Genomic DNA, 24,670 nt, shown 5'->3' with positions numbered 1-24,670 from the left:
ATGGGTGATGCTAGTGCGTGTGTCGATATTGCACGAATTCTGAGCCGTAGGCAGCGGCCAGGTTTTCGGGAGCCAGCGCGACTTCGGGAACGCCCTGACACAGCAGACGACGGTTCAGGCAAAGCACGCGATCGCAGTGTCGGCGCACCATTTCCAAATCGTGAGAAATTTGCAAAATCGCCCAGCCCTGCTCTTGTTTGAGCTGGTTGAGCAGGCGATAGAACTCTGACTCGCCGCGCACGTCTAGTCCCGCCGGAGCCTCATCGAGGATCAGCAGCCGCCGGGGACGCACCAGACAATAGGCCAGCAGCACCCGCTTGGTTTCGCCATCGGAGAGGCCGCTGATGGGCTGATGGCGCAGGTGGCTTGCGCCGACTCGCTCCAGCGCATCCAGCATGGCCCGATGGCGATCGCCCCCACCTGCCCACGGCCACTGCATTCCCAGCGCGTCCCAGCCCAACCCCACCAATTCGCTCACGGTCATGGGAATGCGGCGGTCAAACAGCAGATTTTGCGGCAGGTAGGCAATTTGCCGCCGCACGCTCATGGGCAACTTGCCCGACGGACTGAGCGGATGTCCCAAACACTGCACATGCCCAGCCTGACGCGGCAAAATCCCCAAAATCGCCTGAACCAGCGTGCTTTTGCCTGCACCGTTTGGGCCAACAATCGCCGTGTCGGTGCCCGCCTCCAGCACAAAGGACACCTCCTGCACCGCCGCATAGGATTCTCGATACACCGTTAGCCGCTCCACGGCCAACACAACCTCTTGCAAAAGACACCTCCTGATGGAGCGCTGATTTCATCTCGGTTTTGCCCAATCGATCTGGGGCGAAGCCGATTTGAGAATGGTTATCATTCTGAACCATCTTACTAGGCGATCGGGGCTTGCTGCCACGGGCGATCGGGTGAACTGGGATTTGTCTGGTGTCCTAAACTTGGGGCGCATCCCAGTTCTGCAAGTTTGCCCTCATCCCCCAGCCCTTTCTCCCAAAGCGGAAGAAGGAGAGCCGGATTGGAAGTCCCTTTCCTGCTTTGGGAGAGGATTTAGGGTGAGGGTTCCACAAGTGGGATGCACCCTGAACTTGGGCATTTCTAAGAGGATGTTTGAAAAGTCCTACTGTTTGTAACAAAGCGTGCAAGATCCCCCTGAATCCCCCTTAAAAAGGGGGACTTTAAGGCGGTTTCCCCCTTTTTAAGGGGGGCTAGGGGGGATCTCTGAGTGCTTAACATTACAGGCGATACCTTTTCAAACACCCTCTAAGTCGTCTATGTCGTCTATGTCGTCTATAAAAGCTGCACGAAAAAAGCTGCACGAAGCGGGGCATTCTCCTCCAAAATCATCTCCATCGAGGCGCAACCGAAAAAAAGTTGAGAAATTGGCGCAGGTTCATTAGACTTGACACCAGACCAAGCGGTTAAAATCTTCGTAATCTTCGTAAGCCGCTACACGCAGCGTTTGGGTCTGTTTCAGGGAAGTTGGGTTATGCTTCGGGCTGCGCGGCGGGTTAGGCCAGTCAGGTTTTAGGATTATGCAACAGGCAACATGGCGGAATGGCAAGCGGAACGGAAGGCGGAACCAAAATCTGAATAAACGGTTGAGCAGCACTCGACTGCGGCGATGGGGGGCAAGTTTAGGACTGGCGGCGATGGCGGCGAACCCTGCCATGATTAGCCTGGGGGCGATCGCCACCCTTGTTTCCACCACCGCCGCTGCGCCCGCCCAGGCTTCTACCCTGACCCAGTGGCAGTTTGACCCCGCCAGCGCGCAACTAGAAGTCACGGTTCCCGCAGGCGTTACGCCACGCACGTTTTTGCTGGCGCAGCCGACGCGAATTGTCATGGATCTGCCCAATACCGATGTGGGGGCGGTATCGGCCGGGCAGGTCTATGGCGGCGCAGTGCGGCAGGTGCGCGTGAGCCAGTTTCAGCCTGGGCTAACGCGAATTGTGATGGAACTGTCGCCCGATGCCACCCTTGCGCCGGAGCAGGTGCAGCTTCAGCAGGTGGGCCCTGCGTCCAGCGGACAGAGCCGCTGGGTGCTGCGTCCGGTGCTGGTGGGGGCAACGACCCCTGCAACTCAGCCCGTTGCGCCGTCTATCCCGCCTGCGGAACCGTTTGGGCTTTCCGCTGCGCCGCCAGTTTCGCCAGTCGTGCCCCAGCCAGTGGCTCCGTCTGAACCGATTCAACCACCAGTCTCCCAGCCGCAAGTTTCCCAGCCACAAGCTTTCCCGCCTGCATCAGCCCTTCCCCAGCCCGCGCCGCCGCCCGTCATTGCCACAACGCCGTCCCAGTCCTCTCCGATTCCGCCTGAGCTATCGGGCAGCAATACCACCGTGCGAATTCGTCGCAACGAGCTACCAGTTGAAACGCCGTTGCCAAGCGCCCCGCCTGTGCCCGTTGAGATTCCGCCCACAGCCCCGGCGACAGCACCACCCGCCAGTTCACCCGCAGCGGCGCTGCAAACCATGCCAGCGACCCTGCAAACCACGCCACCAGGGGCGACTGCGCCCAGCGCGGTTTCGATTCCCACGCCGCCTAGCAGCAGCGCTTCTGGCGCATGGCAGATTCCCGCAACCTTGCCGCCCTCCGCGCCAGACGGGCGGCCGGTCACGGTGACGATTCCGCCCCTAGATGCGGTTCCTGCGACGGTTCCCAGTGCAGTTCCCAGTGCAGTTCCCAGTGCGGCTCCTGCGGCTCCTGCGGCGGCTCCAATTTTGCCCGATCCGCTGCCGCCGATTGCGCCTGCGCCAGTTGCGTCTACGCCCGAACCCATTGTTCCGATTGAGGTGAATCGTGCGCCGGCCTCGCCCAGTCCATCGCTTCCCGTGCTGCAACCTGCGCCGGGTGTGGTGAATGAAGGCGTTTCGAGTCGCCCGTCGAGCGCCAGTCGCCTGCCTGCTGCATCGGTCGCCGCGACACCGTTTAACCCGAACGTGCTGCTGCCATCGGGAACGTCGATGATTGCGCGGTATCCCGGCCGCGTACCGCTGACGCTGAGTGGCGATCGCCCCTGGCAAGAAGTTCTTGTGTTGACAGAACCCGTGCGCGACTACAGCGGGCGCGTGGTGTTTCCGGCAGGCAGCCAGCTTTTGGGACGGTTCGAGACGAATCGCGAGGGCAGCCGCTTTGTGGCCCAGGCAGTGAGCGTGGATGGACGCAATCAGCGGATCGAAGCGCGGTCGGATCGGCTATCGGGCGATCGCCGCGTTTCTGAAGAGGATATTCTGCGGAATTCCGCCATTGGTGCAGGCGGGGCGCTGCTGCTGGGCCTGCTGACGGGCGGCATTGGGCTGGTGGGGCTGGCCCTGGGAGCTGGGGCTGGAGCGGCGACGACCTTTATCACTGCCCCCCAGCCTGCGACGATCCTGCCGAACCAGATTATCGAAGTTCGTCTAACGCAGGATGTGCCACGCGGCTTCTTTTAGGCGTGAAAGTAGGCGTGAAAGCGGAAGTAAAAGCAATCCAGCCATTTTGGGAGCGATCGCCCGCCGCCGCAGCGCCGCCCGATGCAGGTTGAGCCTGGGTTGCAAAGCTGGATTGCAGAGCTGGATTGCAAAGCTGGATTGCAGAGATTGAACCTGGGTGGATTATGAACTGGATCAAACACGGGCTGGGGCTGTCACTGGTGGGCACGGTGGGTATGGTGGGCATGGCGGCGATCGCCCGTGCCGAGCAGCCCCTGGGCGTGGTCTATCCCGACGACGGCCACGAAACCACCGCCAGCCGCATTTTCCTGATTGGCACGGCGGCTCCCGGCGGCGAGGTGACGGTCAACGGGCAGCCCATCGAGCGCAGTCCAGCCGGCCACTTTGCCCCCAGTTTTCCGCTAGAACTGGGCGAAAACGTCTTCACGCTGCGGCGCGGTTCGGAGGCGGTGGTGATTCGCGTGGTGCGCGTGGCGGCAGGGGCAGCGGCTCCGGTGGGCGCTAGTTTTGCAGAGGGGTCGCTGTGGCCAGCGGTGGACGTGGCGCGGCGGCCAGGAGAGACCGTCTGCTTTGGGGCGATCGCCCCGCCCAATGCCACCGTTTCCGTCAGCCTTGCGGGGCAGACCATTCCCCTCGCGCCCCAGCCCAGCGCCGTGGATTTGCCACCCAACTCTGCCGTGCTGACAGACTTGAACCAGCCCGCTGTGATGGAGGCTGCCCAGCGCTACCAGGGCTGCTTGCCGCTGAGCCAGCCGATCCTCACCTACGGCAACGCAATTTCCACCGGGGCTGTGCTGCCGAACCCGGCGCAGACCGTCGCGCTGGGTCAGCCAGACTATCAACTCCAGCTTCGCGGCGAAACCCTGCGCCAGACGGCTCCCGGCAGCGTGTCGCTGTTGCCGCTGCTAAACCCGCCTGTGGTGCAGGTGGTCGCTGCATCGGGAACCGCCCGCACCGGCCCTAGCACCGACTATTCCCGCCTCACCCCCCTACCTCAGGGCACGCGAGATGTGGTGACGGGGCGCGAGGGCGGTTGGCTGCGGCTGGGCTATGGCGCGTGGATTCGCGAGTCGGAAACCCAGCCCGTGCCCAATGCCGCGCCGCCCCAAACGCTGATTCGTGGCGTTCGCTCTCGATCGGCTGGGGCATGGACGGAAATCGTGTTTCCGCTGCAAGCCCCTGTGCCTGTGTCGCTGCATCAGGGCGATCGCACGGTGGCCCTCACCCTGCACCACACCATCGCCCAAACCGACACAATCTTCGTGCCGCGCGATCGCCTGATCCAGCGCTTCGACTGGCAGCAAATTTCGCCGACCCAGGTGCAATACACCGTGCTGCTCAACTCGCGCCACCAGTGGGGCTATAAGCTACGCTACGAGGGCACTAGCCTGGTGCTGTCGCTGCGAAACCCGCCAGTGCTGTCGTCATCGCGGCGGCAACCGCTGACGGGACTGCGGATTTTTCTCGACCCCGGCCACGGCGGCCCAGATGACCTCGGCGCTCGCGGCCCCACGGGCTATCCCGAAAAAGACGTGGCGCTGATTGTGTCGAAACTGCTGCGCGATCGCCTGCAAGCGAGGGGCGCAACGGTGATCATGAGCCGCACCGAGGACATCGACCTCGGCCCCAACGAACGCGCCGCCATGATCGTGGCGCAGGAGCCACACCTCGCCCTCAGCATTCATTACAACGCGCTGCCCGACGATGGCGACGCGATCAACACCGCAGGCATTGGCACGTTTTGGTATCAAAACCAGGCGCAAGACCTGGCGGAATTTCTGCATGATTATCTAGTGGAAACGCGCGATCGCCCTTCCTACGGGGTCTTTTGGAATAACCTCGCCCTGACGCGCCCCGCCGTTGCCCCATCCGTCCTGCTGGAACTGGGCTTCATGATCAATCCCTTTGAATTCGAGTGGATCGTCGATCCGCAGGAGCAGGAGCGCCTGGCCGATACCCTGGCCGACGGCATCGAAGCATGGCTGCGGCAGACCACCCGCGAATAACCAGATTGATTCTCGATTGATTCTCGATTAGTTCTTGATTAGTTCTCGATTTTGGATTTGCGATTTTGGGATTTGCGATTTTGGATTTGCGTTTTGGATTTGCGATTTTAGATTGCCAGTCCAGCGCCTATCAGCCTTCCAGCAACTTCATTAGCGCCACTCAATTAGCGCCACTCAGAAGAATTGGGCAATGTGACTCGGCAAAATTGCTGACAACTTTGTTTTAGCTTCGTTTCAGTCAAGTTTCTGGATTTTTTTGTGGATCAGGCAGGATGCCCCATGCCAAGATAGTCTGGATCGCAACGCTCATGGCTTGGCTTGGATGGAAATTCCCTATGGCAGTTTCAGACGAGTTTCATCAGCGCTGGTGTGCCTTGCTCGATCGGGTCGATGGCTGCAATTCTGAAAAAGCGCTGGAAACCGAAGTCATTCTGCCCATGCTAGAACTGCTGGGCTACCGGCCGCAGGATATTCTTCAGCAGGTTCCATTCGGCAAAAAGCGGGTTGATTTTTTACTCAGGGCGCAGCAATCCGCCCCCTATTGCCACTACCTGATTATCGAAGCGAAGTCGCCCAAGCAGGCGATCGCCCACAATAGCTGGCAACTACGGGATTATCTGCTCGCTTCGGGCAGCATTTTGGGACTGTTGACCAACGGCAAGCAGTTTCGCCTGCTCTACAACGATGGCGAGGCGGTTCACTCGCTCTGGAACTATAGCCGCGACTACCTCTACCAAAGCTATCGGGTGTTGGGGTCGCTGCTGTGGAAGCGAAACTGCGATCGCGTCATGGAGGCCTTTGGCAGCAGCCACCGCAAAATTCACGAACAGCTTGTGCGGGCGATCGCCCAACTCTCGCAAGACTCCCACGTCCTCTCGGTGCTGCCCATACAGCCCGATTTGTCCCCCCACACTCCACCCCGAAACGCTATGATCATCACCGTTTTCAACAACAAAGGCGGCGTTGGCAAAACCACCCTGACCATTAACCTGGCTGCGGCCCTGGCGCAACTGGGCAAGCGGGTGCTGCTGATCGACATCGACGCACAGGCAAATCTGACCACGGGCCTGGGAATCGACCCGCTAGAAGATGTGGAAAAAGTTGGCCGAAAAGACATTACCCATTTGCTCACCGAACCCCGGCTGGTGCTGGACGATGTGATTGTGAAAAAGCGCTGGGGCAACGTGGTTTTAGATGTCGTGCCTTCCCACATCCGCCTCAGCAATATGGAGAATCAGTTGATTCAGATTGTGGACAGCGATCGCATTTTGGCCAAAAAGCTCAAAAGCCAGGATTATGACTTTGTGTTTATTGACCCGCCGCCCTCCTTTGGCAAGGTGAACCGCATTTCCCTGATGGCCTCTGGGGGTGTGCTAGTGCCGACTCAGCTTTCGCCCTATCCCATCCGAGCGCTGGAATTTGTGCTGGGGCAAATCGAAGAAGTCGGGCAGTTTCGCGAAACGCCGCTGCCCATCGTGGGCATTGCAGTCAGTATGCACGATCGCACCTCGCGAGCCTTTAATTTATCGATGGTCGAAGAGCTATACGGACGGCTGAATAAACTGCCTGGGGGCAATCAGGTGCAACTGTTTTCAGAAGCAACCTGGGTGCCCCGCCTCAATATCGTGTCCAAGTCTCAGAGCGAGGGCTGCCCGCTGTTTGCGGTGGAATCTCTGGACGGACTCAGCGCCCAAGACCGCACTGCTGCCGAGAATGCGCTTGCGTCCTTTGAGTCGCTGGCCCAAGAACTCCTGCAAAAGGTCGAAGCGGCGGCATAGCCCTCAGTCGCGGCATAGCCTTATGTCACAAATGAACAGACTCAACGGCGTTATAGCCTTCAGTCGCGGCATAGCCTTCAGTCGCGGCATAACCTGATGAACAGACTCAACGGCGTTGCTGAACAGATTTCCAATGAGTCAGGAAGCGCCCAGGTGGGTCAACGTACCATCAGCCACAAACCAAGCCGTGCCAGTGCCTTCATAGATAGCAGCGAATGTGGCCCCTGAAGGACGGTGCGCGTCCACCGTGAGTTTTCCCTTGAGTCCGTATGCGGTTTCTTCGTATCCAGCCGTAGTCATCCGCAGGTTAACGTCATAGTAGTTGAAGTCTGGCATTTCCCTTGTAATGCTGCCTGGCGTTTTGGGGTGGAGAAACCAAACTGCGGAACCATGCACCCATTCTAGGCGGATGGGCTTCCCTGTTTCGGTGTCCCATTCAATCGTAAGCTGCTCCGCTGGACTGGGAAAACTGGCGTAATAGGCTTCATCGGTCGTAAACTTGGCGATCATACTTGTCCTCCATATCTCCATAAAAGTTGAGTAACGTGGGGCGGCTCATGGGTACAACATGAGTACGCATGAGTACGCATGAGTACATATGAGTACGAAAGTTATTAGATAGTGAGTAGATGTGAGCAGATAGTGAGCAATTGGCTTGGTTAACGCAGAGGAGGTTTCCCATTGATGAACCGCCATTGATGAACCGCCATTGATTAATCTCGATTGATTAATCTCGATTGATTAAAGCGATGGCATCTTCAGCTTCCTGACTCACAGTCCACCATCCCTCCACAAAGGTCTTGTCGTTCTGAGCTAAGAATTGGAGCTTTGACAGGGCTTCCTTGCTTTTGAGACAGCCCGCAGCAAAGCAGGCCCAAAACCTAATGACAGCTTCCGAGTCGTCAAGTGCGGTCAATATTGCGTTCACTGCTTCCTGATGTAGAGTTAGTAACTCCTGGGAAAGTTGATTTCCCAGTCCTTCTAGGGCTTGCGCTCGAACAGAAGGAGCCTCACCCTGATGAGTTGCAACGTCAGTCAATACCCGAATCACTTGCGGGGTAATCTCGCTGTCTGATTGGAAAGAGAGAGCATAGACAACACTTTCTCGCTGTGCCGGATCAAAACTCGTTTCCAGAATCGAGAGCAGGGGCCCTAAGTGCCTCTGAGTCATGATTGAACTCAGGGATGCCGCTGCCTGCACCCATAATTCACTGCGTTGACCCGCTAACACATCGGCGAGCGCATCTGCATCTTGGTCATCTCCTATCTTGCCAAGTAGCCAACAAGCGGTCATTGCCTTATCTAGGTCGAGGGTGTTGATCCAACCAGGCTGGCGAGTCGCAAGCCCCAAGGTTTCAAGAGCTTCGATGTCGCTGGCTGACTCTGGAAATTGTTGTTTGATGGATGCAAGATTCATAGACTGCCCGTGTGTTGCGTCTTGCTCTCTCAGCTTCCCCATCAGTCATACCTGAATCGCGCGATCGCGCTAACGCGGTACAGGGTATGCGTTGGCATCGACTCCCCAGGAATGTAGACGGCCAGTATTGCAGTTTCCAAGCCAGCCTTCCGCCCCAATCAGCACACTCTGGGAACCACGGGCATAGTTGTTGCCCAAGAAAACATAATCTGATTCCCCTGCATTCAAGAAAGTAGTGCGACCCAATAAGCGGCGCTGACCGTCATTGGAATAAACCAGGTATCTCACGGCTGAACAGTGGGTTGACGGAGCCTTGAGCGTAACGGCATACTCTGTCCCTGGCCCATCCGAGGTAAAGTTCAGCGTTGCCGTGCGGTCACAGAGTTGGCTAGTCGAGGTGCATTCAACTGTAAAGGTTTCAGCAGAGACAGCCGTGGAAAACCCCAAAACGCTCATAGCACCAAGAGCAAAGGCCATAATGTGCTTCATAGGAAGTTACCTCAAAAATCAAAAGAACTGGTGAAATTGAGAAAATCAGGGAAACCGAGAAGCCAGAGCTGATCGATAAACCGTATCCCAAGAAAACCGAATACTTTGATTGGATCGATCTCCAGCCTGGGATGACCTGACCAGCGCCACTCTTCAGCGGTTACGCACTTATCAGGCCATTCAGGCAACTTTACGCATCAATTCCTAATCAATTCCAAATCAATTCCGATCAATTCCAACAGGGGCGTTGCTGAACGCAGATGGCTAAACGCAGATAGCTGAACGCAGATATTGCTTCACTCTGCGATAGGCAGGCTATATCTCCAACTCCCTTCCTAGCGGAGAAGGCGGTCAGGACTCTTGTTTTCCCTCTGTTGGGAGCTACTAGACCTCATCGGCGCTTCGCTGCACTGCATAGCGCAGTTCGACAAAGGCCGTGCCATAGGTCGTTGCAGACACCAGCTTGAGCGGCGGCGTGGTGATTTTGCGTGGCAGTAGGGGCGCACCGCTGCCCAGCGTTACCGAGGCAATGGTCACGATAATTTCATCCAATAGCCCGTGGTCATAAAACTGCCCTGCTAGGTCGCCGCCGCCTACCACCCAGATGTTTTTGTCTTGGGCGATCGCCCGCATTTCCTCATACACCGGACGCACGTCGCCTTTCACAAAGCGAATATCTGCACCCGGAATGGTGGGCAGCGTGCGCGTGGTAAACACCCAAGCGGGCTGCGTGTAGCTCCAGGCGGGCTGCGCCGGGTTTGCGTTGGGATTGTCAGGGCTGTCGTGGTTGAGAATCCATTCGTAGGTGGTGGAACCCATAGCGATCGCCCCCACTTCTTGAATAAAGCTGGGATAGCTGCCGTCTTCTGGGTCGCCAAACTGAAACAGCCACTCCAAAGAATGGTTGGCATCGGCGATGTAGCCATCCAGGCTGGTTGCGGTGTAATACTGCGTTTTCATTGAGAATTCCTGACATTCCTGATCGAGACAAGCTGGGTGCGCCGTGCGTCGTGTCCAGGATTACCAAATCTTCTGGAAGCGCCTGCGTAGAATGTGGAGCAATCGCATTGGGTCTTGGCTTTGATATCGATTCCTCATCAATAGGCTCCTACAAGAGACTCCTACAGGGCCGCTGGAGATCTTTCAGCAGCGCTGGCTTGGCAACCCAAAATCGCCACTCTAGAATCCAAGAATTTAAAATCCAAAATCTAAAATCTAAAATCCAAAATCAATAGTGTTCTATTCGGCTAGCGCTGATGTCATGTCTGCTGGCGATCGCCCCCCACTCAAAATCTGCCCCCCGCTCAAAATCTTATGCTTAAAAATCTCTACATTGCCGCAATCGAACCGGGCAACGGCAAGTCGCTGGTGCTGCTGGGGCTGATGGAACTGCTGTCGAAACGGGTGGGGCGGCTGGGCTTCTTTCGTCCGGTGATTCACGCGGGCGACACGCCGGACAACGATATTGACCTGGTGCGGAGTCGCTACGCCATTGCTGCGCCTTACAACTCGCAATATGCCCTCACCCATGAGGAAGCGCAGGCGCTATTAGCCACTGGCCAAACGGACACCCTGCTGAAACGGGTGGTGGAAGCTTACAAAACGCTGGAGGCGCAGTGCGATTTCGTGGTGTGCGAGGGGGTGGACGCGACGGAAATCGGCTCTGCCTTTGTGGATGATTTTGACGCGCAGGTGGCAAATTTGCTAGCGGCCCCGATCGCCCTAGTGTCGAGCGGCGAGGGCAAAACGCTAGAGGAACTGATCAGCGCGGTGCGGACGGAGCGGGAGGCGTTTTTGAACTATGGCTGTGCGATCGCCGCTACGTTCATCAACCGGATTGCGCCAGAGATGCGCGAGGAACTGAGCGATCGCCTCCAGGCTGCATGGCAAACCGACGACCCCGTGTTCCTGCTGCCGGAGGAGCCGCGCATTACCAAACCTACGGTGGCCGAGGTAATGCACACCCTGGGCGGAGAACTCGTGATGGGCGACGAAAGCCAGCTTAACCGCGACGTGCTGGGCTATAAGGTGGCGGCGATGCAGTTGCCCAATTTCTTGACCCATGTGCAGGAGGGGGCGCTGGTGATTACGCCGGGCGATCGCGCGGATATCGTGCTGGGCTGTCTGACGACTATGTTTGCCGAAGACTATCCCAAAATTTCGGGCATCGCGCTGACGGGCGGGCTGGCGCTGGCTCCGTCGGTGCGGGCGCTGCTAGACAGTTTTCGGCGATCGCCCCTGCCCATCTTCGCCGTCGCCACCGATACCTACGAAACCGCTACCCACGCCAGCCAAGTTCGCGCCCAGCTTAGCCCATTCAACGAGCGCAAAATCGCTGCTGCCCTGGGGCTGTTTGAATCGTCGGTGGATCTATCCAGGCTGGAGGCCCGCATTGAGGTGGCCCGCTCGACGCGCATGACCCCGCTGATGTTTGAGTATGAACTGATCCAGCAGGCCAAGACGATGCGCCAGCGGATTGTGCTGCCGGAGGGAACGGACGAGCGCATCCTGCGGGCCAGCGAAATCTTGCTGCAACGCAATGTGGTAGACGTGACGCTGCTGGGCAACCGGGGACAGATTCAGGAGGCGATCGCCGCCCTCGGACTCCATCTCGACGACGCAACGCTGATCGACCCGCTAGAATCCGACTGGCAGGAAGACTTTGCCCAGACTTACTACGACCTGCGGAAGCACAAGGGGATCACGCTAGAGTTTGCCCACGACCTGATGCGCGATGTTAGCTACTTTGGCACGATGATGGTCTACAAGGGTCTGGCAGACGGCATGGTGTCGGGGGCGCTGCACACCACCGCCCACACGATCCGTCCCGCGCTGGAGTTTATCCGCACACAGCCCGGTTGCTCCATCGTCTCCAGCGTCTTTCTGATGTGTCTGGAAGACCGGGTGCTGGTCTATGGCGACTGCGCCGTGAACCCCAACCCCAACCCGCAGCAGTTGGCCGACATTGCCATTAGCTCGGCGGAAACCGCTGCCTTGTTTGGTATCGAGCCGCTGGTGGCGATGCTGTCTTATTCCACAGGCGATTCGGGCAAGGGCGAAGATGTGGACAAGGTGCGCGAAGCCGTCCGCATTGCCCAAAGCCAGCGCCCCGACTTGCAAATTGAAGGGCCGATTCAATATGACGCGGCGGTGGATGCCAGCGTCGCCAAAACCAAGCTGCCCGATAGCAAGGTCGCAGGCCACGCAACGGTGTTTATCTTTCCTGACCTGAACACGGGCAACAATACGTACAAGGCCGTGCAGCGCTCTGCCAACGCCGTCGCCATTGGGCCCATCCTCCAAGGCTTGCGAAAACCCGTCAACGACCTCAGCCGGGGCTGCACCGTGCCCGATATTGTCAACACCGTCGCCATCACCGCAATTCAGGCGCAGCGGGTGCAGGCGGCGGCTAGCAGTGTGGAACCTGTGGGCGACAGGGTGGGGGCTGGCGTGTGAAAGAATGCATTGGCGGAGGACAGTCAGGACGACCGCGCACCCCGAACAACGAAGAACAGAACAGGCAGCGATAGAGCCTGAATCAGCACCGAAAAAATCACCAGGGCGGGCCGCGAAAAATCGTAGAGCGTACCCATCAGGGCGCTACCCGCAAACCACGCCAACCCATAGCCCGTGTTGAAAATGCCGAAGGCCGAGCCGCGTCGCCGGGGTGGGACGATGCCCGCAACTGCCGCCTTCATGATGGATTCCTGTGCGCCCATGCCAATGCCCCACAGCACCATCCCCCAAATTGCCGTCTGGAAGCTGCCCAAAAAGACCAGCGGCGCGAACAGCAGCGACAGGGCGATCGCCAGCATCATGCTGCCCAGCCCCACCCGGTCAAACCAGCGCCCAAACAGCAGCGCGGCGATCGCATCCACGCCCATCGCCAGCGCATAGAGCAGCGGAATCTGGCTGGTGGATTCCACACCCGTCTGTTGTAGATGGAAGGCAATCAGCGGAAAGTCGGCATACCCCGCCGCGACAAGGGCGATCGCCCCCAGATAAATCCAAAAGCGGCGCGGCAGCCCCTCCGTGTGCAAATCCGCCGGAGTCGGCGGCTCAAAGTCCCTCGGATTCGGATAAATCCGCTGCGTCACCAGCAGCACCAGCAGCCCCAGCACCGCCGGAATCACCAGAATCCCAAAGCCGCCGCGATAGCCATACTGCCAGGTCAGCATCGCCGCCACCATCAGCGGCCCGCCCACAGCCCCAATTTGATCCATCGCCTCGTGCAGCCCAAAGCCAAATCCCCGCCCGATCTGCATCGCGCCGTGGGACAGCAGCACATCTCGCGGCGGCGTGCGAACCGCCTTGCCTGTGCGTTCGGCGATCATCAGTCCGGCGGCGGCGGGCCAGGTGGTGGTCAGCGACAGCAGCGGTACGACAGCCGTGTTGATGCAGTAGCCCAGCGTGGTGATGCGCCAATATTGTCGAGTGCGATCGCTCAAATAGCCAATGACCAGCCGAAACCCGTAGCCAATCAGTTCGCCCAGCCCCGCCACCCAGCCCACCACCGCACCGCTTGCACCCAGGCTGCCCAAATACGCGCCCGTGATGCTCCGTGCCCCTTCGTAGGTCGCATCCGCGCACAGACTCACCACTCCCAAACAAATTACGAACCAAAGTGCAGAGTTTTTCATGCCAAAGGATTGGTAGCAGGAGGATTTGTAGTAGACACTCTTCCAAGAGTTTCCAGGGAAGCAACTGCTTCTAGGGCATCATCAGGCAACCAGCAGATTAAGCAACACTTGTTGCATCAGGCTGCATCAGAGTTTGACACGTCTTTAGGATAAATGCAACACCTGTTACAATGAATCCATGTCTGGTCAGTCCTGGAATCTGCTGATCTACCGTGTCCCCTCTCAGCCGTCCACGCAGAGGGTCTACGTCTGGCGAAAGTTAAAAGGATGGGGAGGCTTATATCTCCAGCAATCGGTGTGCGTGCTGCCCCAGCGTCAAAATTTGCAGGTACAACTAGAGACATTGACGATGGAAATTATCGACGGTGGCGGGGAGGCAGATCTGCTGACCGTCACGATTGAAGAGGAGAAGCAAAACTCAAGACTGATTGAGCGATTTCAGCAGCAGGCGGAGGCCGAGTACGAGGAATTTCTGGGGCGCTGCCAGGACTTTCACAAAGAGCTAGAGCATGAGCGGCAAGAGCAGAATCTTACCTTTGCCGAACTCGACGAAAATGAAACAGAGCTAATTAAGCTGCGCTCATGGCTGCCAAAGATCCGCGAGCGAGACTTGTTTGACGCGGCTGGATATGCGACTGCGGTCGAGGCGCTAAAGCTCTGTGAGGAAGACTTTCAGCGATTCAGCCAGCAAGTTTACGAGGCTCAAGATTTGTAGCCTGCTCTCGCCTGGGGTTATCTTGCCTGGAGTTATCTTGCCTGGAGTTATCTTGCCTGCGATCGCCAGGCTTGGGTTCGGGTTTGCAGGCCGCGTGTCAAAAACCAGTACAGCAGGCGCACGCCGATACTAGTGACCACAATGAGGGTAGACATGGCCGCAGCAGGTGCAATGTCTCCAGCATCATCCATGTTGACAATAGCCACGGCCGCCAGCGGCAACGTGGGCGGATAGAGAAAAACGATGGCAGAAATCGTCACCATCGCATTCACAAAAAAGTAAATGCCGATGTCTAAAATGGCTGGAACGCAGAGCGGCAGCGTGACACGCCAAAAGGTTTTGTAAAATGGCACCCGCATAGACGCAGACACCGACTCAAACTCTGGATCAATCTGCTTCAGGGCAGTGGTGGCCGTCAGAAAGCAAACGGTGAAAAAGTGGATCACATTGCATAACACCAGAATCGCCATTGTGCCGTAGAGCCAGTTCAGCGGGTTTCTGATTGCCAGCCCGCCAATATTCCAGGTGGGATTGTTGAAGAAAAACACGTAGGCCAAGCCCAGCACCAATCCGGGCAGCGCCAGGGGAATCGTCGCCAGGAAATAGTTAACCAGGCGCAGGCCCTTGAGTCCTTTGCCCTTTTCGACAAGGTAGGCGATCGCAAAGACAGCAGCAGTCCCAAAAATTGCCGTATAGAGCGACATGCGAATGCTGTTCCAGTAGGCTGCGTAGCCCCCACCCCCAACCGCGTTGAAGTTATAGTGCCGCAGCGTTGGCTCAAAGTTGTAAGGCCAGACCTTGACAATCGAAGCCAGGACGATTGCCGCAAACACCAACAGCACAAAGCAGGCGATCGCCCCACAAATCGCAAACATCAGCCAATCGAGGGGGGGCTTGGGCTTGGGCTGATAGGGCACCGACTTGGCGCTGACCATTGCCGTCTGGCGGCGCTGCACGATGCGGTCGAGGATGAATGCTAAAACCGTTGGCAGCAAAAGAAAAACGCTGATGGTTGCGCCCATCGAAAAGTTTTGCTGCCCAATCACCTGCTTGTAGATGTCGGTCGCTAGCACATTGAAGTTGCCGCCCACCACCTTGGGCACGCCAAAGTCGGTAAAGGCCAGGGTAAAACAGACAAAAATGGCACTCATCAGCCCATACTTGACGCTGGGCAGCGTTACCGTCAAAAACGTCCGCAGCGGCGGCGTTCTCATCACGTCGGCAGCTTCATAAAGGCGAGCATCGGTGAGGCTGAGGGCGGTCGCCAGAATCACGACTGCCTGCGGGAAGCAGTAGAGCGCTTCGCCCAGGGTAATGCCAACGGGGCCGTAGAGGCCGATATCAAACGGCGGCAACAGCCCAAAGAATCCAGTCGTAAACAAACCCTTATTGCCAAACAGGTAAATTAGCCCAATCGCATGGGCCAGCGGCGGAATGAACAGCGGCAAGGTACCAAGAATGCGAAAGATCCCTTTGCCGCGCATGGCGGTGCGCGTCAGCGCGTAGGCATAGAGGAATCCCAAAATGACGGATAGGAGCGTACTGGCGATCGCCACTGAGAGGGTATTTGTGAACGATACCAGCAGCGAGGGCGTGGTCAGGTAGCGAACGTAGTTGGCCCAGCCCACCCAGTTGCCCTCTGTGTCCTGAAAGCTCCGCTGGATCATCGGCACCAAGGGCAGCACAACGCCCGCCAGCAGAAATAACGTGGCGATCGCCAGCATCAGCCGCATGATCCGGTCTTCGCGGGTGATGACGTGGCGCACCTGTGGGGGAAAGAGGCGATCGCGCAGAGAGGAGGAAGCAGAAGATGTCGTCATGGTTCAGGCTCTCACGGGTTCCTGGGCAAAGACTTGAATACAGTCAGGCGGCAATTGCGCCACCAGTGCTGCCCCCACTTGCAAATCCAGCAGTTCCGCCGCATCAGCGGGCAGTTCGCTGGTGATCAGATCCTTGGCATCGCCCTCCAGTCGCATCCCAATTCGATAGCCAGACCCCAGAAACTCCACTTCCTCTAGCTCCGCCGCAATTACATTCGGCAGGCTGCTGTCAAAGGCATCCTTCTGCGGCAGGATTTTTACATTCTCTGGACGGATTGCAATCTGCACTGGCGTATTTACGTCAAACTCATTGCGGGGTGCATCGAGCAAGAGATTGCCGCAGCGGACTTGTCCAGAAGAAGCTACCACGCCCCGCAAAAAGTTCATCACCCCGATGAAGTTGGCTACGAACGGGGTTGTGGGGCGCTGATAAATGCTGTGGGGTGTACCGACCTGAGCAATGTAGCCCTTGTCCATCACCACGGCGCGATCGGCCATGGCCAGCGCCTCCGCTTGGTCGTGCGTCACCATAATGGTGGTAATTCCCAACCGCTTTTGCAATTGCGCGATCTCTGTCCGCAGTCGCACCCGCACTTGGGCATCCAGCGCCGACAGCGGCTCATCCAGCAGCAGCAGTCCGGGAGACAGGGCCAGCGCTCGCGCCAGCGCCACCCGCTGCTGTTGCCCGCCCGAAAGCTGGGCTGGATACTTGGCTCCAAATCCCGCTAAGCCAACGGTTTCCAGCAGTTCTGCAACGCGAGCATCAATTTGCGCCTTGGGCATCTTGGCGTTTTGCAGTCCGTAGGCGATGTTCTGCGCCGCTGTCAGGTTGGGAAACAGCGCGTAGGATTGGAACACGATGCCAAAGTCTCGCTTGGCAGGCGGCAAGCTTGAAACGTCTCGCCCCGCTTGAATCACACGCCCGCTGGTCTGTTGCTCTAGCCCCGCAATAATCCGCAGCAGCGTGGTCTTGCCGCAGCCGCTCGGCCCCAGCAAACAGACAAACTCGCCCGGATACACATCCAGGTAAATGTCTCGCAGCGCTACAAAGCTGCCGAAGCGCTTGTGAACATTCTCGATTTGCAGGTAAGGAGCTTCCAGAGCGCGATCGCCCTCGGTGTGGGCAACGGGCATCCTCACCGACGCAGATGAACTGGCTGGAGAAACTGGACGAGCCGTTGCTGGCGGATCAGGCGAGTAAGTCATGATTCTAAAAAATCTAAAAAATTAAGATAAGTAAGGCTCACAATGAAGCTCGAAAAATGCTCAGAACAGGAAAAGAGGATGAACCGATCTGCAAGCCAAAGAAACCGATTCATCCTCTGAGTGATCTCTGGACATTCCGTAGGAATCAGTGAGCAAATTCCTGAAGTTAATTCACTGCGTTACTTGCCGAGCGACAAGGGCGATCGCTCTCACTCCAGCCCATGTCTCAGCTTCATTTCAGTTTTGCTCCAGTTTTACTCCAGTTTTGTTCCAGTCTCTATTCGCACTCACGTTCCTACTTAGGTTCCGATTTGCTGTCGTAGCGCTTTGTCCACTCGGCTAAAATCACGTCCCGGTTCTTGGCTGCCCAGTTAAAGTCATTCTTGATCAGTTGCTTGGTGGGATCAGCCGGGTATCCTTCAGGAATCGGTACATCCGTCTTTACCGCAGTCACCGGAAAGTTCTTGGCATACTCAACCATAATCTCCGGAGAAATCGCCCAATCCAGGAACGCCTTCGCTCCGGGCTTGATATTCGCCTTCTTCACTAGCGCATTCGCCTCGATATCCCACCCCGATCCTTCAGTTGGAAACACCGCAGCGATCGGCTCCCCGTCGTTTCTCTGCTTCACAGCCCGATAGTCAAAGGAAATGCCGATGGGATACTCGCCTGCGCCCGCCATTTTACAGGGCTTGGAGCCAGAGTGGACGTATTGAGCCACGTTCTGATGCAGCGCATCGAGATACTTCCAGCCCTGCTCTTCCCCCATCATTTGCAAAATAGCCGATACCGACAGGAAGCCCGTCCCCGAAGAGGCCGGGTTTGACATCACAATCATGCCTTTGTATTCAGGCTTGGTGAGATCCGCCCAGGAGGTCGGCACGGGAACGCCCTTTTGCTCCAGTTCTACCGTATTGGCACAGAAGGCGCTCATCCAGGCATCAATCCCGACCCAAGTCGGCGGGTTCCGGTCATCGCGAAACTGGGGCTGTACAGCTTCTAAGCCTGCCGGAGCATAGGGTTCCAGCATTCCCTGCTGATCAGCCACCAGCAGACTCGACACCGCCGTTCCCCACACGACATCGGCCTGGGGATTGTCTTTTTCGGCCAGCAGTTTAGCAGTGATGATTCCCGTAGAGTCGCGTACTTTATTCACTTTGATATTGGGATGAGACTTTTCAAACATAGGAATGTATTCCGCAAGCTGGTCATCCTCCAGCGCGGTATACACCGTAATCGTTTCCGAACCCCCAGTTGCAGTCGCCGAACCCGTCGCAGTGCCCGTTCCAGGGTTTGTGGTTACAGGGCCAGAGGTGCAGGCAGCCACCACGATGGCCAACCCAAACGCTGCCATAAATCCAGTCAAAAAGCGTGACCTACGCTTCCCAATCCATTTCTCAAGCATTGTAATAATCCATCGTTGAATGTAATTGCCGAACCAAGCTTAAAAGCGTCAGGACAGCCGAATTAGAACCCAAAACCAGAGCAGTGAGAAAATTTAAAAAAACGTGAAGACTGGGCACATAAAAAACCTTATACACCTATCTCTTTTGGATATTTAGCTGGCATTCAGAACAAGCCTGTCGGTTGCTCAGCAAAAGTTGAAATAGTAGAGTGCAGATATACATGCTCTGACGGTACTATCAGCAATCTAAGAAGAGTTCAAGGAAAGATTAAGGCTGGATTATTTCATAATTCTCAAGATTTAAGCGCTGCTACCCTGTAAGAAATTTCGATATAGTAGCTACGGCTTGGGGGACTCGTCATAGTTCAAGCTTGAGTCAGTTCGCGCTGTCTGGTTTGTTCCAAGCCATCATTCAACCTACGCAGGAAAATTGCTGTGTCTAGTATTCAGCTTGTTGTGTTCGACATGGCGGGCACAACGATTAAGGATGAGCAAGAAGTTGAGAAGTGCTTCTTTCTGGCAGCCGAACAAACCGGACTGGAAGCAACGACTGACCAGATTGTGTCCATGATGGGATGGGCAAAAAAACGAGTTTTTCAAACCCTTTGGGAAGCCCAACTTGGTACAGGCCATCCAGATTTATCCGAACAGATTGATGTGTCCTACGCTGCATTTTGCTCGATACTGGAGGAGCATTATCAAACCCATCCTGTTTCGCCTACAGAGGGCTGTTTGGCGATGTTCTCCTATTTGCAGAACCAGGAAATTGCGATCGCCCTCAACACAGGTTTTTATCGAAAAGTAACGGACATCATCCTAAATCGTTTGGGTTGGGACGTGGGGCTAAATTCGGACTATGTGGGTGGCCCCAACTCCATCATTCAAGCCTCCGTTACGCCATCAGAAATTTACAACCAGGAGGGCAGACCTGCGCCCTACATGATTCAGAAAGCGATGTATAAATTAGGCGTTAAAGACCCCCAGGCGGTGGTGGTGATTGGGGATACGCCGTCTGATTTGGCCGCTGGAATCAATGCTCATGCGTGCCTGTCTCTGGGGGTCACCAACGGAACCCACGGGCGATCGCAACTGGCGGCTTATCCAAATGACGGACTGCTGGATTCGCTGATGGAGCTAAAGGGAGTCTTAGTGAGTTTGGAAGCGTCGTCGTGAACGTCCCTCAAAGACAAAATTGATGAATAAAAATGAGTAAAGTAGAGGTCATTGTTGTCGGGGCGGGAATAGTGGGGCTGGCCCACGCGCTGGCATCCGCAAAGCGCGGTCGGCAGGTGGTGGTGTTTGAACGAAATACGCGGGCGATCGGCGCGTCGATTCGCAACTTTGGCATGGTGTGGCCGATTGGGCAACCCCAGGGAGCGCTGTATGCGCGGGCGCTAAAATCACGTCAGATTTGGCTAGAAGCAGCGGAGGGCGCTGGATTTGGCATTGAGGAATGCGGGTCGCTGCACCTGGCCTATCGGGCCGATGAGCTGGCGGTGCTGGAGGAATTTGTCGCGGCAAACCGCGCCGCCGATTCCATCCAACTGCTCACGGCAGGCGAAGTGGCCCAAAAAAGTGCGGCGGCAGTGACGGAGGGGCTGTTGGGGGCGCTGTGGAGCGCGACAGAGATGACGGTTGACCCGCGAGAGGCGATCGCCCAACTGCCGGATTACTTAGCGGCCAAGTATGGGGTGGAGTTTCGGTTTGGGGAAGCGGTAACGGCGATCGCCCATCCCCAAGTGCTAGCAGGCGGCAAACCCTGGAGCGCGGAGGAAATTTTCGTCTGTAGCGGCGCTGATTTTGAAACGCTTTATCCTGACCTGTATGCTGCCAGTGGACTGACCAAGGTCAAGCTGCAAATGATGCGAACCGGGCCACAGCCCAACGGCTGGCGAATTGGGCCATCCCTCTGCGCCGGACTGACGCTGACCCACTATGCCGCCTTTGCCGACTGTCCATCGCTGCCCGCCCTGAAACAGCGCATCGCCACAGAAACGCCCTTTTTCCCCAAGTGGGGCATTCACGTCATGATGTCGCAAAATCGTGCAGGCGAACTGGTGCTGGGCGATTCCCACGAATACGGTCTGTCGCCCGATCCGTTTGACCGTGCCGAGGTGAATCAGGCCGTGCTGGAATATCTGCGAGGCTTTGCCTGCGCTCCCAGTTTTGCGATCGCCGAAACCTGGCACGGGATCTACGCCAAACTGCCAGGGCAGGTGCATTGGATTCAGCATCCCGAACCGGGTGTGACGGTGGTGAATGCGCTGAGTGGCGCGGGCATGACGCTTTCCTTTGGGCTGGCAGAAGAGGTGCTAGATCGGCAGGTCTTGGTCTAATCCAGTGCGGGCGATCGCCCCACTCCTTTCCCATCCTGCCTGCTCTGCGGCTTCCGTAAAACCAAGAGATGCCAACTTCTCCCCAGCAGGGTCAATCCCGTGTCAAAATAGACCATCGTACCCGGTTCTTCGTGCCCTGCTGCTCGACACACCGCCCTGCCCTGAATGGAGTTTCACCCGTGGGTCGTTCTCCCAACTTAGCCATCACTATCTTTCTCTACGTCGCTGGCATTTTGCTGGTCATGATGGCAATCTTGCTGTTGCTGCAATCCTTCGGTCTGCTGACGGAAATCCCCAGAGAAGCGGTCTACGCGCTGGTGCTGCTGGCGATCGGGTCGGGCATCTTGGCGGGCGTTCGCAGGCGCGGCTAAGCTGTCGCTATCCTGTCGTTCGCCTGTGGAGAACAGGGGGCAGGAATGGAGCGAATCTGGGGCGAATCCTGGGGCGAATCCTGGGGCGAACTGCTGGGGCAAACTGCTGGGGCAAACTGCGATGAAGCCAACGACTGCGGCGTTTCTAATTCTCTTGGGCATTACGGTCACGGTCTGGGTGATGCGCGGGCTGGGCGTTCTCACGTTTATTCCCGGCGGGCTGCTGTGGATCTTGCTGCTGGGCACGGTTGGCGCAGGCGTAGTGGATATTGTGCAAAAAACTCGCCGCTGGTAGGTCAAGCTGCCTGGAAGTCTGACCTGTTCTGCTGTAGTTCTAGATCAAGACGCTGGCGATGGCGCTGGGTGCTGAATGTCTAGAAGCAGGTTCAGGGAATGAAAATTCAGCTTCTGGTTTTGTTCACAGGCGTGCTGCTGGGTGCAGGGATGCCCTTGGCGCTGCCACGCTCTGGGCCAACCAATCTGGCATCAGAACTGGGGGCTACGCCTTGCCCTGACATCGCCGAAGTGCCCGCCTCAGACAGTCTACGGACGCTAGAACTGCCGCAGTTTGGCGTGGCGATCGCCATTCCAGAGAACTTCAGAACCCGCACGCTGCCCGACGGTACGGTAGAAATCCTCGATCCTGGAACCTTTGAGGTACTGCATTGTGTGGAACAGGGGGGACGGGCGATCGCCCCTCGCGGCATGTATTCCTTCCGCATCCGCAGCCTGCCCAATCCAGCGAACCTCGCACTTCCGGACTTTCTCCGACAGCAGGGCGAAGCAGATCCCAGCGCCCAACCGGGCAATTTGGACGCAATTCCGGTTCTAATTACTCGCCCCGAACCGGGCTACACAGTTCGCGCCTGGTTCAAGTCTCCAGACTCGCAAACCGTGATCGTGCTAGCCGAAAGCTGCGACTGTGAACTGGAATACGACGATATGCGTCTTTGGCTCCAGCGCACCCGCCCGCTGCCCTAGCTGGCAATCAGCAAGCCCTTACTTGCCAGCCATTCGCGGTTATACAGGCGCGACTGATAGCGGGCCCCACCGTCACACAGCACCGTCACAATCGTATGCCCCGGCCCCATCTGCTTGGCCAGGGCTACCGCCGCCCCCACGTTAATGCCGACTGAACCGCCCATAAACAGCCCGTCTTTGTGCAAAAGCTGATAGACCACGCGCAGCACTTCATGGTCGTCAATGCGGATCGCGTCATCCACTGGCGCACCCTCCAGGTTGGCCGTCACACGGCTCGTGCCAATCCCTTCCGTAATCGAGCTGCCTTCGATCTTGAGCTCTCCCGTTTTGAAATAGTTGTACAACGCGCTGCCCATCGGGTCAGCCAGCACGCAGCGGATATTGGGGTTCTTTTCTTTGAAAAACATCGCGGCTCCGGCGTAGGTGCCGCCTGTGCCCGTCGCCGCTACCCAGGCATCGATCTTGCCGTCTGTCTGCATCCAGATTTCGGGCCCGGTGGTTTCGTAATGCGCCCGCCGGTTGGCCAGGTTGTCGAACTGGTTTGCCCAGATGGCGTTCTCTGTTTCTTCGGCAATCCGCCCCGACAGCTTCACGTAGTTGTTTGGATCGCGATAGGGCACAGCGGGCACCGGACGCACCTCTGCGCCCAAGGTCCGTAGCAGCTCCATTTTTTCTTGCGACTGGGTTTCGGGAATGATGATCAGGCACTTGTAGCCTTTGGCATTGCAGATGTGGGCCAGCCCGATGCCCGTGTTGCCTGCTGTCCCTTCTACCACCGTCCCACCCGGTTTCAAACGCCCCTGCTGTTCGGCATCCTGGATGATGTATAACGCCGCCCGATCTTTCACAGAGCCGCCGGGGTTGAGAAATTCTGCCTTGCCCAAAATTTCGCAGCCCGTTTCTTCGCAAAAGCTGTGCAGGCGAATCAGGGGCGTATTCCCAATCGTGCCGATAAATCCGCTCTTAATATCCATGCCGCTGTGTCGTGAAGTCCTCCCAGCATTCTAGAGCTTGGGGTGAATTGGGGAAACCGGTCGATGGGGGTTCTGGCTGGCTTCAGGCTGCTTTCAGGCTGCTTTTAGGCTGCTTTTAGGCTGCTTTCAGGGCGATCGCCCCCCGCCTGCTAGTCTAGTTTTATCCCTCTCTGGTCAGGACTTACGCAGTTGGACAATTTTTCGCAGGCGCAGCCCGCAAAAATTGTCCAAAACCCAAAGAGCTTATCGCAAGTGCGTCAGTCCTCCCTGGTCTTATCGCTCTCTACCTTTCTACAGCCTTGGGGTCAGCGCAAATGGTGACTCAGCCGCTCCAAACCCAGCCTGCTCTGCCACCGGAAACCGCTCCATCGCCCCCCCCGGTGGTCTATCCCAGTTCCGATGGTAAACCCTTGGCCGAAACTTACATTCACCTCTACGCCATTATCGTGACCCTGGAAGTGCTAAAACAGTACCTCAAAGGGCAGCGGGCAACGGTGCTGGCAGATCAGTTTTTGTATTACGCCCAGGGGTTTCCCCGCCTGCGGGTGGCTCCAGACGTGATGGTGATCCAAAACGTAGAGCCAGGCGGACGCGACAGCTACAAAATTTGGGAAGAGGGCGAAGTGCCTGCGGTGATTTTTGAGATGACCTCATCCAGCACGGCCCGGCACGACGAAACCTTCAAATACACGCTGTATGAGCAGTTGGGCGTGCAGGAATATTGGCTATTTGACCCCAAGGGCGAATGGATTCCCGAACAACTGCGCGGCTATCGGCTGCACCGTGAGGTGTATGAGCCGATTACCGACGGGCGCAGCGCCGTGCTGAACCTGCGGCTGCAACCCGATGGGGAACTCATTGCCTTTTATCGGGAAGACACGGGGGAAAAGCTGCTGATTCCTGATGAACTGTGGGACTTGGTGGAGCAGGAACGGCAGCGAGTCGAGGCGGAGCGGCAGCGGGCAGATGCAGCAGAGCGATCGCGCTACGAGGCCATTCCCAAGCTGCAAGCCCTCGGCCTCAGCGCCCAGCAAATCGCCGAAGCCTTGAGCCTGCCGCTGCCAGAGGTTGAGCAGTGCTTGACCGAAGCAGGGTAATTGAGCA

21 protein-coding genes are annotated in these 24,670 nt (G+C 57.2%); 11 read left to right on the top strand and 10 right to left on the bottom strand.

Annotated elements, in window-relative coordinates; genetic code table 11:
* Positions 1–10: 10 nt before the first annotated feature.
* Positions 11–775, bottom strand: coding sequence for a metal ABC transporter ATP-binding protein (locus HNI00_RS09345; RefSeq protein WP_316792721.1), 765 nt, complete (start codon positions 773–775; stop codon positions 11–13).
* Between the two features lie 823 nt (positions 776–1,598).
* Here HNI00_RS09345 and HNI00_RS09340 point away from each other — a divergent pair.
* The 3 genes from HNI00_RS09340 to HNI00_RS09330 all read left to right on the top strand — a co-directional run bounded on the left by HNI00_RS09340 (position 1,599) and on the right by HNI00_RS09330 (position 7,212).
* The gene (locus HNI00_RS09340) at positions 1,599–3,428 is read left to right on the top strand and encodes an AMIN domain-containing protein (protein ID WP_316792719.1); all 1,830 of its coding nucleotides are present in this window, start codon (positions 1,599–1,601) and stop codon (positions 3,426–3,428) included.
* Positions 3,429–3,592: 164 nt separating this feature from the next.
* Entirely contained in the window at positions 3,593–5,434 is a 1,842-nt protein-coding gene (locus HNI00_RS09335) for an N-acetylmuramoyl-L-alanine amidase (RefSeq protein WP_316792717.1), read from the top strand.
* A 335-nt stretch (positions 5,435–5,769) separates the two neighbouring features.
* The gene (locus tag HNI00_RS09330; RefSeq protein ID WP_316792715.1) at positions 5,770–7,212 is read left to right on the top strand and encodes an AAA family ATPase; all 1,443 of its coding nucleotides are present in this window, start codon (positions 5,770–5,772) and stop codon (positions 7,210–7,212) included.
* Positions 7,213–7,350: 138 nt separating this feature from the next.
* Here HNI00_RS09330 and HNI00_RS09325 read toward each other — a convergent pair whose 3' ends face one another.
* The 4 genes from HNI00_RS09325 to HNI00_RS09310 form a co-directional block, all read right to left on the bottom strand.
* A complete protein-coding gene (locus tag HNI00_RS09325; RefSeq protein WP_316792713.1) occupies positions 7,351–7,722 on the bottom strand; it encodes a hypothetical protein in 372 nt (123 codons plus the stop codon).
* A 217-nt stretch (positions 7,723–7,939) separates the two neighbouring features.
* Positions 7,940–8,629, bottom strand: coding sequence for a HEAT repeat domain-containing protein (locus tag HNI00_RS09320; protein WP_316792712.1), 690 nt, complete (start codon positions 8,627–8,629; stop codon positions 7,940–7,942).
* Between the two features lie 69 nt (positions 8,630–8,698).
* On the bottom strand, positions 8,699–9,118 hold the full coding sequence (locus tag HNI00_RS09315; protein WP_316792711.1) for an SH3 domain-containing protein: 420 nt from the start codon (positions 9,116–9,118) through the stop codon (positions 8,699–8,701).
* Positions 9,119–9,502: 384 nt separating this feature from the next.
* Entirely contained in the window at positions 9,503–10,078 is a 576-nt protein-coding gene (locus HNI00_RS09310; RefSeq protein WP_316792710.1) for a dihydrofolate reductase family protein, read from the bottom strand.
* A gap of 354 nt (positions 10,079–10,432) precedes the next feature.
* Between HNI00_RS09310 and pta the strand changes: the two genes are divergently transcribed.
* Entirely contained in the window at positions 10,433–12,574 is a 2,142-nt protein-coding gene (gene pta, locus HNI00_RS09305; RefSeq protein WP_316792709.1) for a phosphate acetyltransferase, read from the top strand.
* A 23-nt stretch (positions 12,575–12,597) separates the two neighbouring features.
* Here the strand turns inward: pta and HNI00_RS09300 are convergent, their stop codons facing one another.
* Positions 12,598–13,758, bottom strand: coding sequence for an MFS transporter (locus HNI00_RS09300; protein ID WP_316792708.1), 1,161 nt, complete (start codon positions 13,756–13,758; stop codon positions 12,598–12,600).
* A 178-nt stretch (positions 13,759–13,936) separates the two neighbouring features.
* Between HNI00_RS09300 and HNI00_RS09295 the strand changes: the two genes are divergently transcribed.
* Positions 13,937–14,473 (top strand): Chromate resistance protein ChrB, encoded by a 537-nt coding sequence (locus HNI00_RS09295; RefSeq protein WP_316792707.1) that lies wholly within the window; start codon positions 13,937–13,939, stop codon positions 14,471–14,473.
* Between the two features lie 47 nt (positions 14,474–14,520).
* Here the strand turns inward: HNI00_RS09295 and HNI00_RS09290 are convergent, their stop codons facing one another.
* From HNI00_RS09290 to HNI00_RS09280, 3 genes are all read right to left on the bottom strand, one after another.
* Positions 14,521–16,293 carry a putative 2-aminoethylphosphonate ABC transporter permease subunit gene (locus HNI00_RS09290; RefSeq protein ID WP_316792706.1) on the bottom strand — a complete coding sequence of 591 codons (1,773 nt, stop codon included), beginning with the start codon at positions 16,291–16,293 and terminating at the stop codon, positions 14,521–14,523.
* Between the two features lie 3 nt (positions 16,294–16,296).
* Complete coding sequence (locus HNI00_RS09285) at positions 16,297–17,499, bottom strand: putative 2-aminoethylphosphonate ABC transporter ATP-binding protein (RefSeq protein WP_316792705.1); 1,203 nt, start codon at positions 17,497–17,499, stop codon at positions 16,297–16,299.
* A 295-nt stretch (positions 17,500–17,794) separates the two neighbouring features.
* Positions 17,795–18,853: a putative 2-aminoethylphosphonate ABC transporter substrate-binding protein gene (locus HNI00_RS09280; protein WP_316792703.1), complete on the bottom strand. Its 1,059-nt coding sequence runs from the start codon at positions 18,851–18,853 to the stop codon at positions 17,795–17,797.
* Positions 18,854–19,339: 486 nt separating this feature from the next.
* On the opposite strand from HNI00_RS09280, the gene HNI00_RS09275 reads away from it, so the two are divergent.
* The 5 genes from HNI00_RS09275 to HNI00_RS09255 all read left to right on the top strand — a co-directional run bounded on the left by HNI00_RS09275 (position 19,340) and on the right by HNI00_RS09255 (position 22,592).
* The gene (locus HNI00_RS09275) at positions 19,340–20,077 is read left to right on the top strand and encodes an HAD family hydrolase (protein WP_316792702.1); all 738 of its coding nucleotides are present in this window, start codon (positions 19,340–19,342) and stop codon (positions 20,075–20,077) included.
* A 32-nt stretch (positions 20,078–20,109) separates the two neighbouring features.
* Entirely contained in the window at positions 20,110–21,240 is a 1,131-nt protein-coding gene (locus tag HNI00_RS09270) for a TIGR03364 family FAD-dependent oxidoreductase (protein ID WP_316792701.1), read from the top strand.
* A gap of 179 nt (positions 21,241–21,419) precedes the next feature.
* Positions 21,420–21,611 carry a hypothetical protein gene (locus HNI00_RS09265; RefSeq protein ID WP_172354028.1) on the top strand — a complete coding sequence of 64 codons (192 nt, stop codon included), beginning with the start codon at positions 21,420–21,422 and terminating at the stop codon, positions 21,609–21,611.
* A 25-nt stretch (positions 21,612–21,636) separates the two neighbouring features.
* Entirely contained in the window at positions 21,637–21,906 is a 270-nt protein-coding gene (locus HNI00_RS09260; RefSeq protein WP_316792700.1) for a hypothetical protein, read from the top strand.
* Positions 21,907–22,004: 98 nt separating this feature from the next.
* On the top strand, positions 22,005–22,592 hold the full coding sequence (locus tag HNI00_RS09255) for a hypothetical protein (protein WP_316792699.1): 588 nt from the start codon (positions 22,005–22,007) through the stop codon (positions 22,590–22,592).
* Here HNI00_RS09255 and HNI00_RS09250 read toward each other — a convergent pair.
* Entirely contained in the window at positions 22,589–23,566 is a 978-nt protein-coding gene (locus HNI00_RS09250) for a cysteine synthase A (protein WP_297080835.1), read from the bottom strand. The two genes, HNI00_RS09255 and HNI00_RS09250, sit on opposite strands and share 4 nt — an antisense overlap.
* Positions 23,567–23,880: 314 nt before the next feature.
* On the opposite strand from HNI00_RS09250, the gene HNI00_RS09245 reads away from it, so the two are divergent.
* On the top strand, positions 23,881–24,663 hold the full coding sequence (locus HNI00_RS09245; protein ID WP_316792698.1) for a Uma2 family endonuclease: 783 nt from the start codon (positions 23,881–23,883) through the stop codon (positions 24,661–24,663).
* Positions 24,664–24,670 lie beyond the last annotated feature (7 nt).

This window comes from Thermoleptolyngbya oregonensis NK1-22, assembly GCF_032705245.1.
Taxonomy (GTDB): Bacteria; Cyanobacteriota; Cyanobacteriia; order Elainellales; family Elainellaceae; genus Thermoleptolyngbya; species Thermoleptolyngbya sichuanensis.
Note: the sequence above shows the minus strand (reverse complement) of the source record. Positions and strands in the feature narration are given on the sequence as shown.

Excerpts from the sequence above, each read along its gene's own strand:
- HNI00_RS09335 (WP_316792717.1), top strand. The coding sequence starts at position 3,593 with ATGAACTGGATCAAACACGGGCTGGGGCTGTCACTGGTGGGCACGGTG.
- HNI00_RS09330 (WP_316792715.1), top strand. The coding sequence starts at position 5,770 with ATGGCAGTTTCAGACGAGTTTCATCAGCGCTGGTGTGCCTTGCTCGAT.
- HNI00_RS09325 (WP_316792713.1), bottom strand. The coding sequence starts at position 7,722 with ATGATCGCCAAGTTTACGACCGATGAAGCCTATTACGCCAGTTTTCCC.
- HNI00_RS09320 (WP_316792712.1), bottom strand. The coding sequence starts at position 8,629 with ATGAATCTTGCATCCATCAAACAACAATTTCCAGAGTCAGCCAGCGAC.
- HNI00_RS09315 (WP_316792711.1), bottom strand. The coding sequence starts at position 9,118 with ATGAAGCACATTATGGCCTTTGCTCTTGGTGCTATGAGCGTTTTGGGG.
- HNI00_RS09310 (WP_316792710.1), bottom strand. The coding sequence starts at position 10,078 with ATGAAAACGCAGTATTACACCGCAACCAGCCTGGATGGCTACATCGCC.
- pta (WP_316792709.1), top strand. The coding sequence starts at position 10,433 with ATGCTTAAAAATCTCTACATTGCCGCAATCGAACCGGGCAACGGCAAG.
- HNI00_RS09300 (WP_316792708.1), bottom strand. The coding sequence starts at position 13,758 with ATGAAAAACTCTGCACTTTGGTTCGTAATTTGTTTGGGAGTGGTGAGT.
- HNI00_RS09295 (WP_316792707.1), top strand. The coding sequence starts at position 13,937 with ATGTCTGGTCAGTCCTGGAATCTGCTGATCTACCGTGTCCCCTCTCAG.
- HNI00_RS09290 (WP_316792706.1), bottom strand. The coding sequence starts at position 16,293 with ATGACGACATCTTCTGCTTCCTCCTCTCTGCGCGATCGCCTCTTTCCC.
- HNI00_RS09285 (WP_316792705.1), bottom strand. The coding sequence starts at position 17,499 with ATGACTTACTCGCCTGATCCGCCAGCAACGGCTCGTCCAGTTTCTCCA.
- HNI00_RS09280 (WP_316792703.1), bottom strand. The coding sequence starts at position 18,853 with ATGGCAGCGTTTGGGTTGGCCATCGTGGTGGCTGCCTGCACCTCTGGC.
- HNI00_RS09270 (WP_316792701.1), top strand. The coding sequence starts at position 20,110 with ATGAGTAAAGTAGAGGTCATTGTTGTCGGGGCGGGAATAGTGGGGCTG.
- HNI00_RS09255 (WP_316792699.1), top strand. The coding sequence starts at position 22,005 with ATGAAAATTCAGCTTCTGGTTTTGTTCACAGGCGTGCTGCTGGGTGCA.
- HNI00_RS09250 (WP_297080835.1), bottom strand. The coding sequence starts at position 23,566 with ATGGATATTAAGAGCGGATTTATCGGCACGATTGGGAATACGCCCCTG.
- HNI00_RS09245 (WP_316792698.1), top strand. The coding sequence starts at position 23,881 with ATGGTGACTCAGCCGCTCCAAACCCAGCCTGCTCTGCCACCGGAAACC.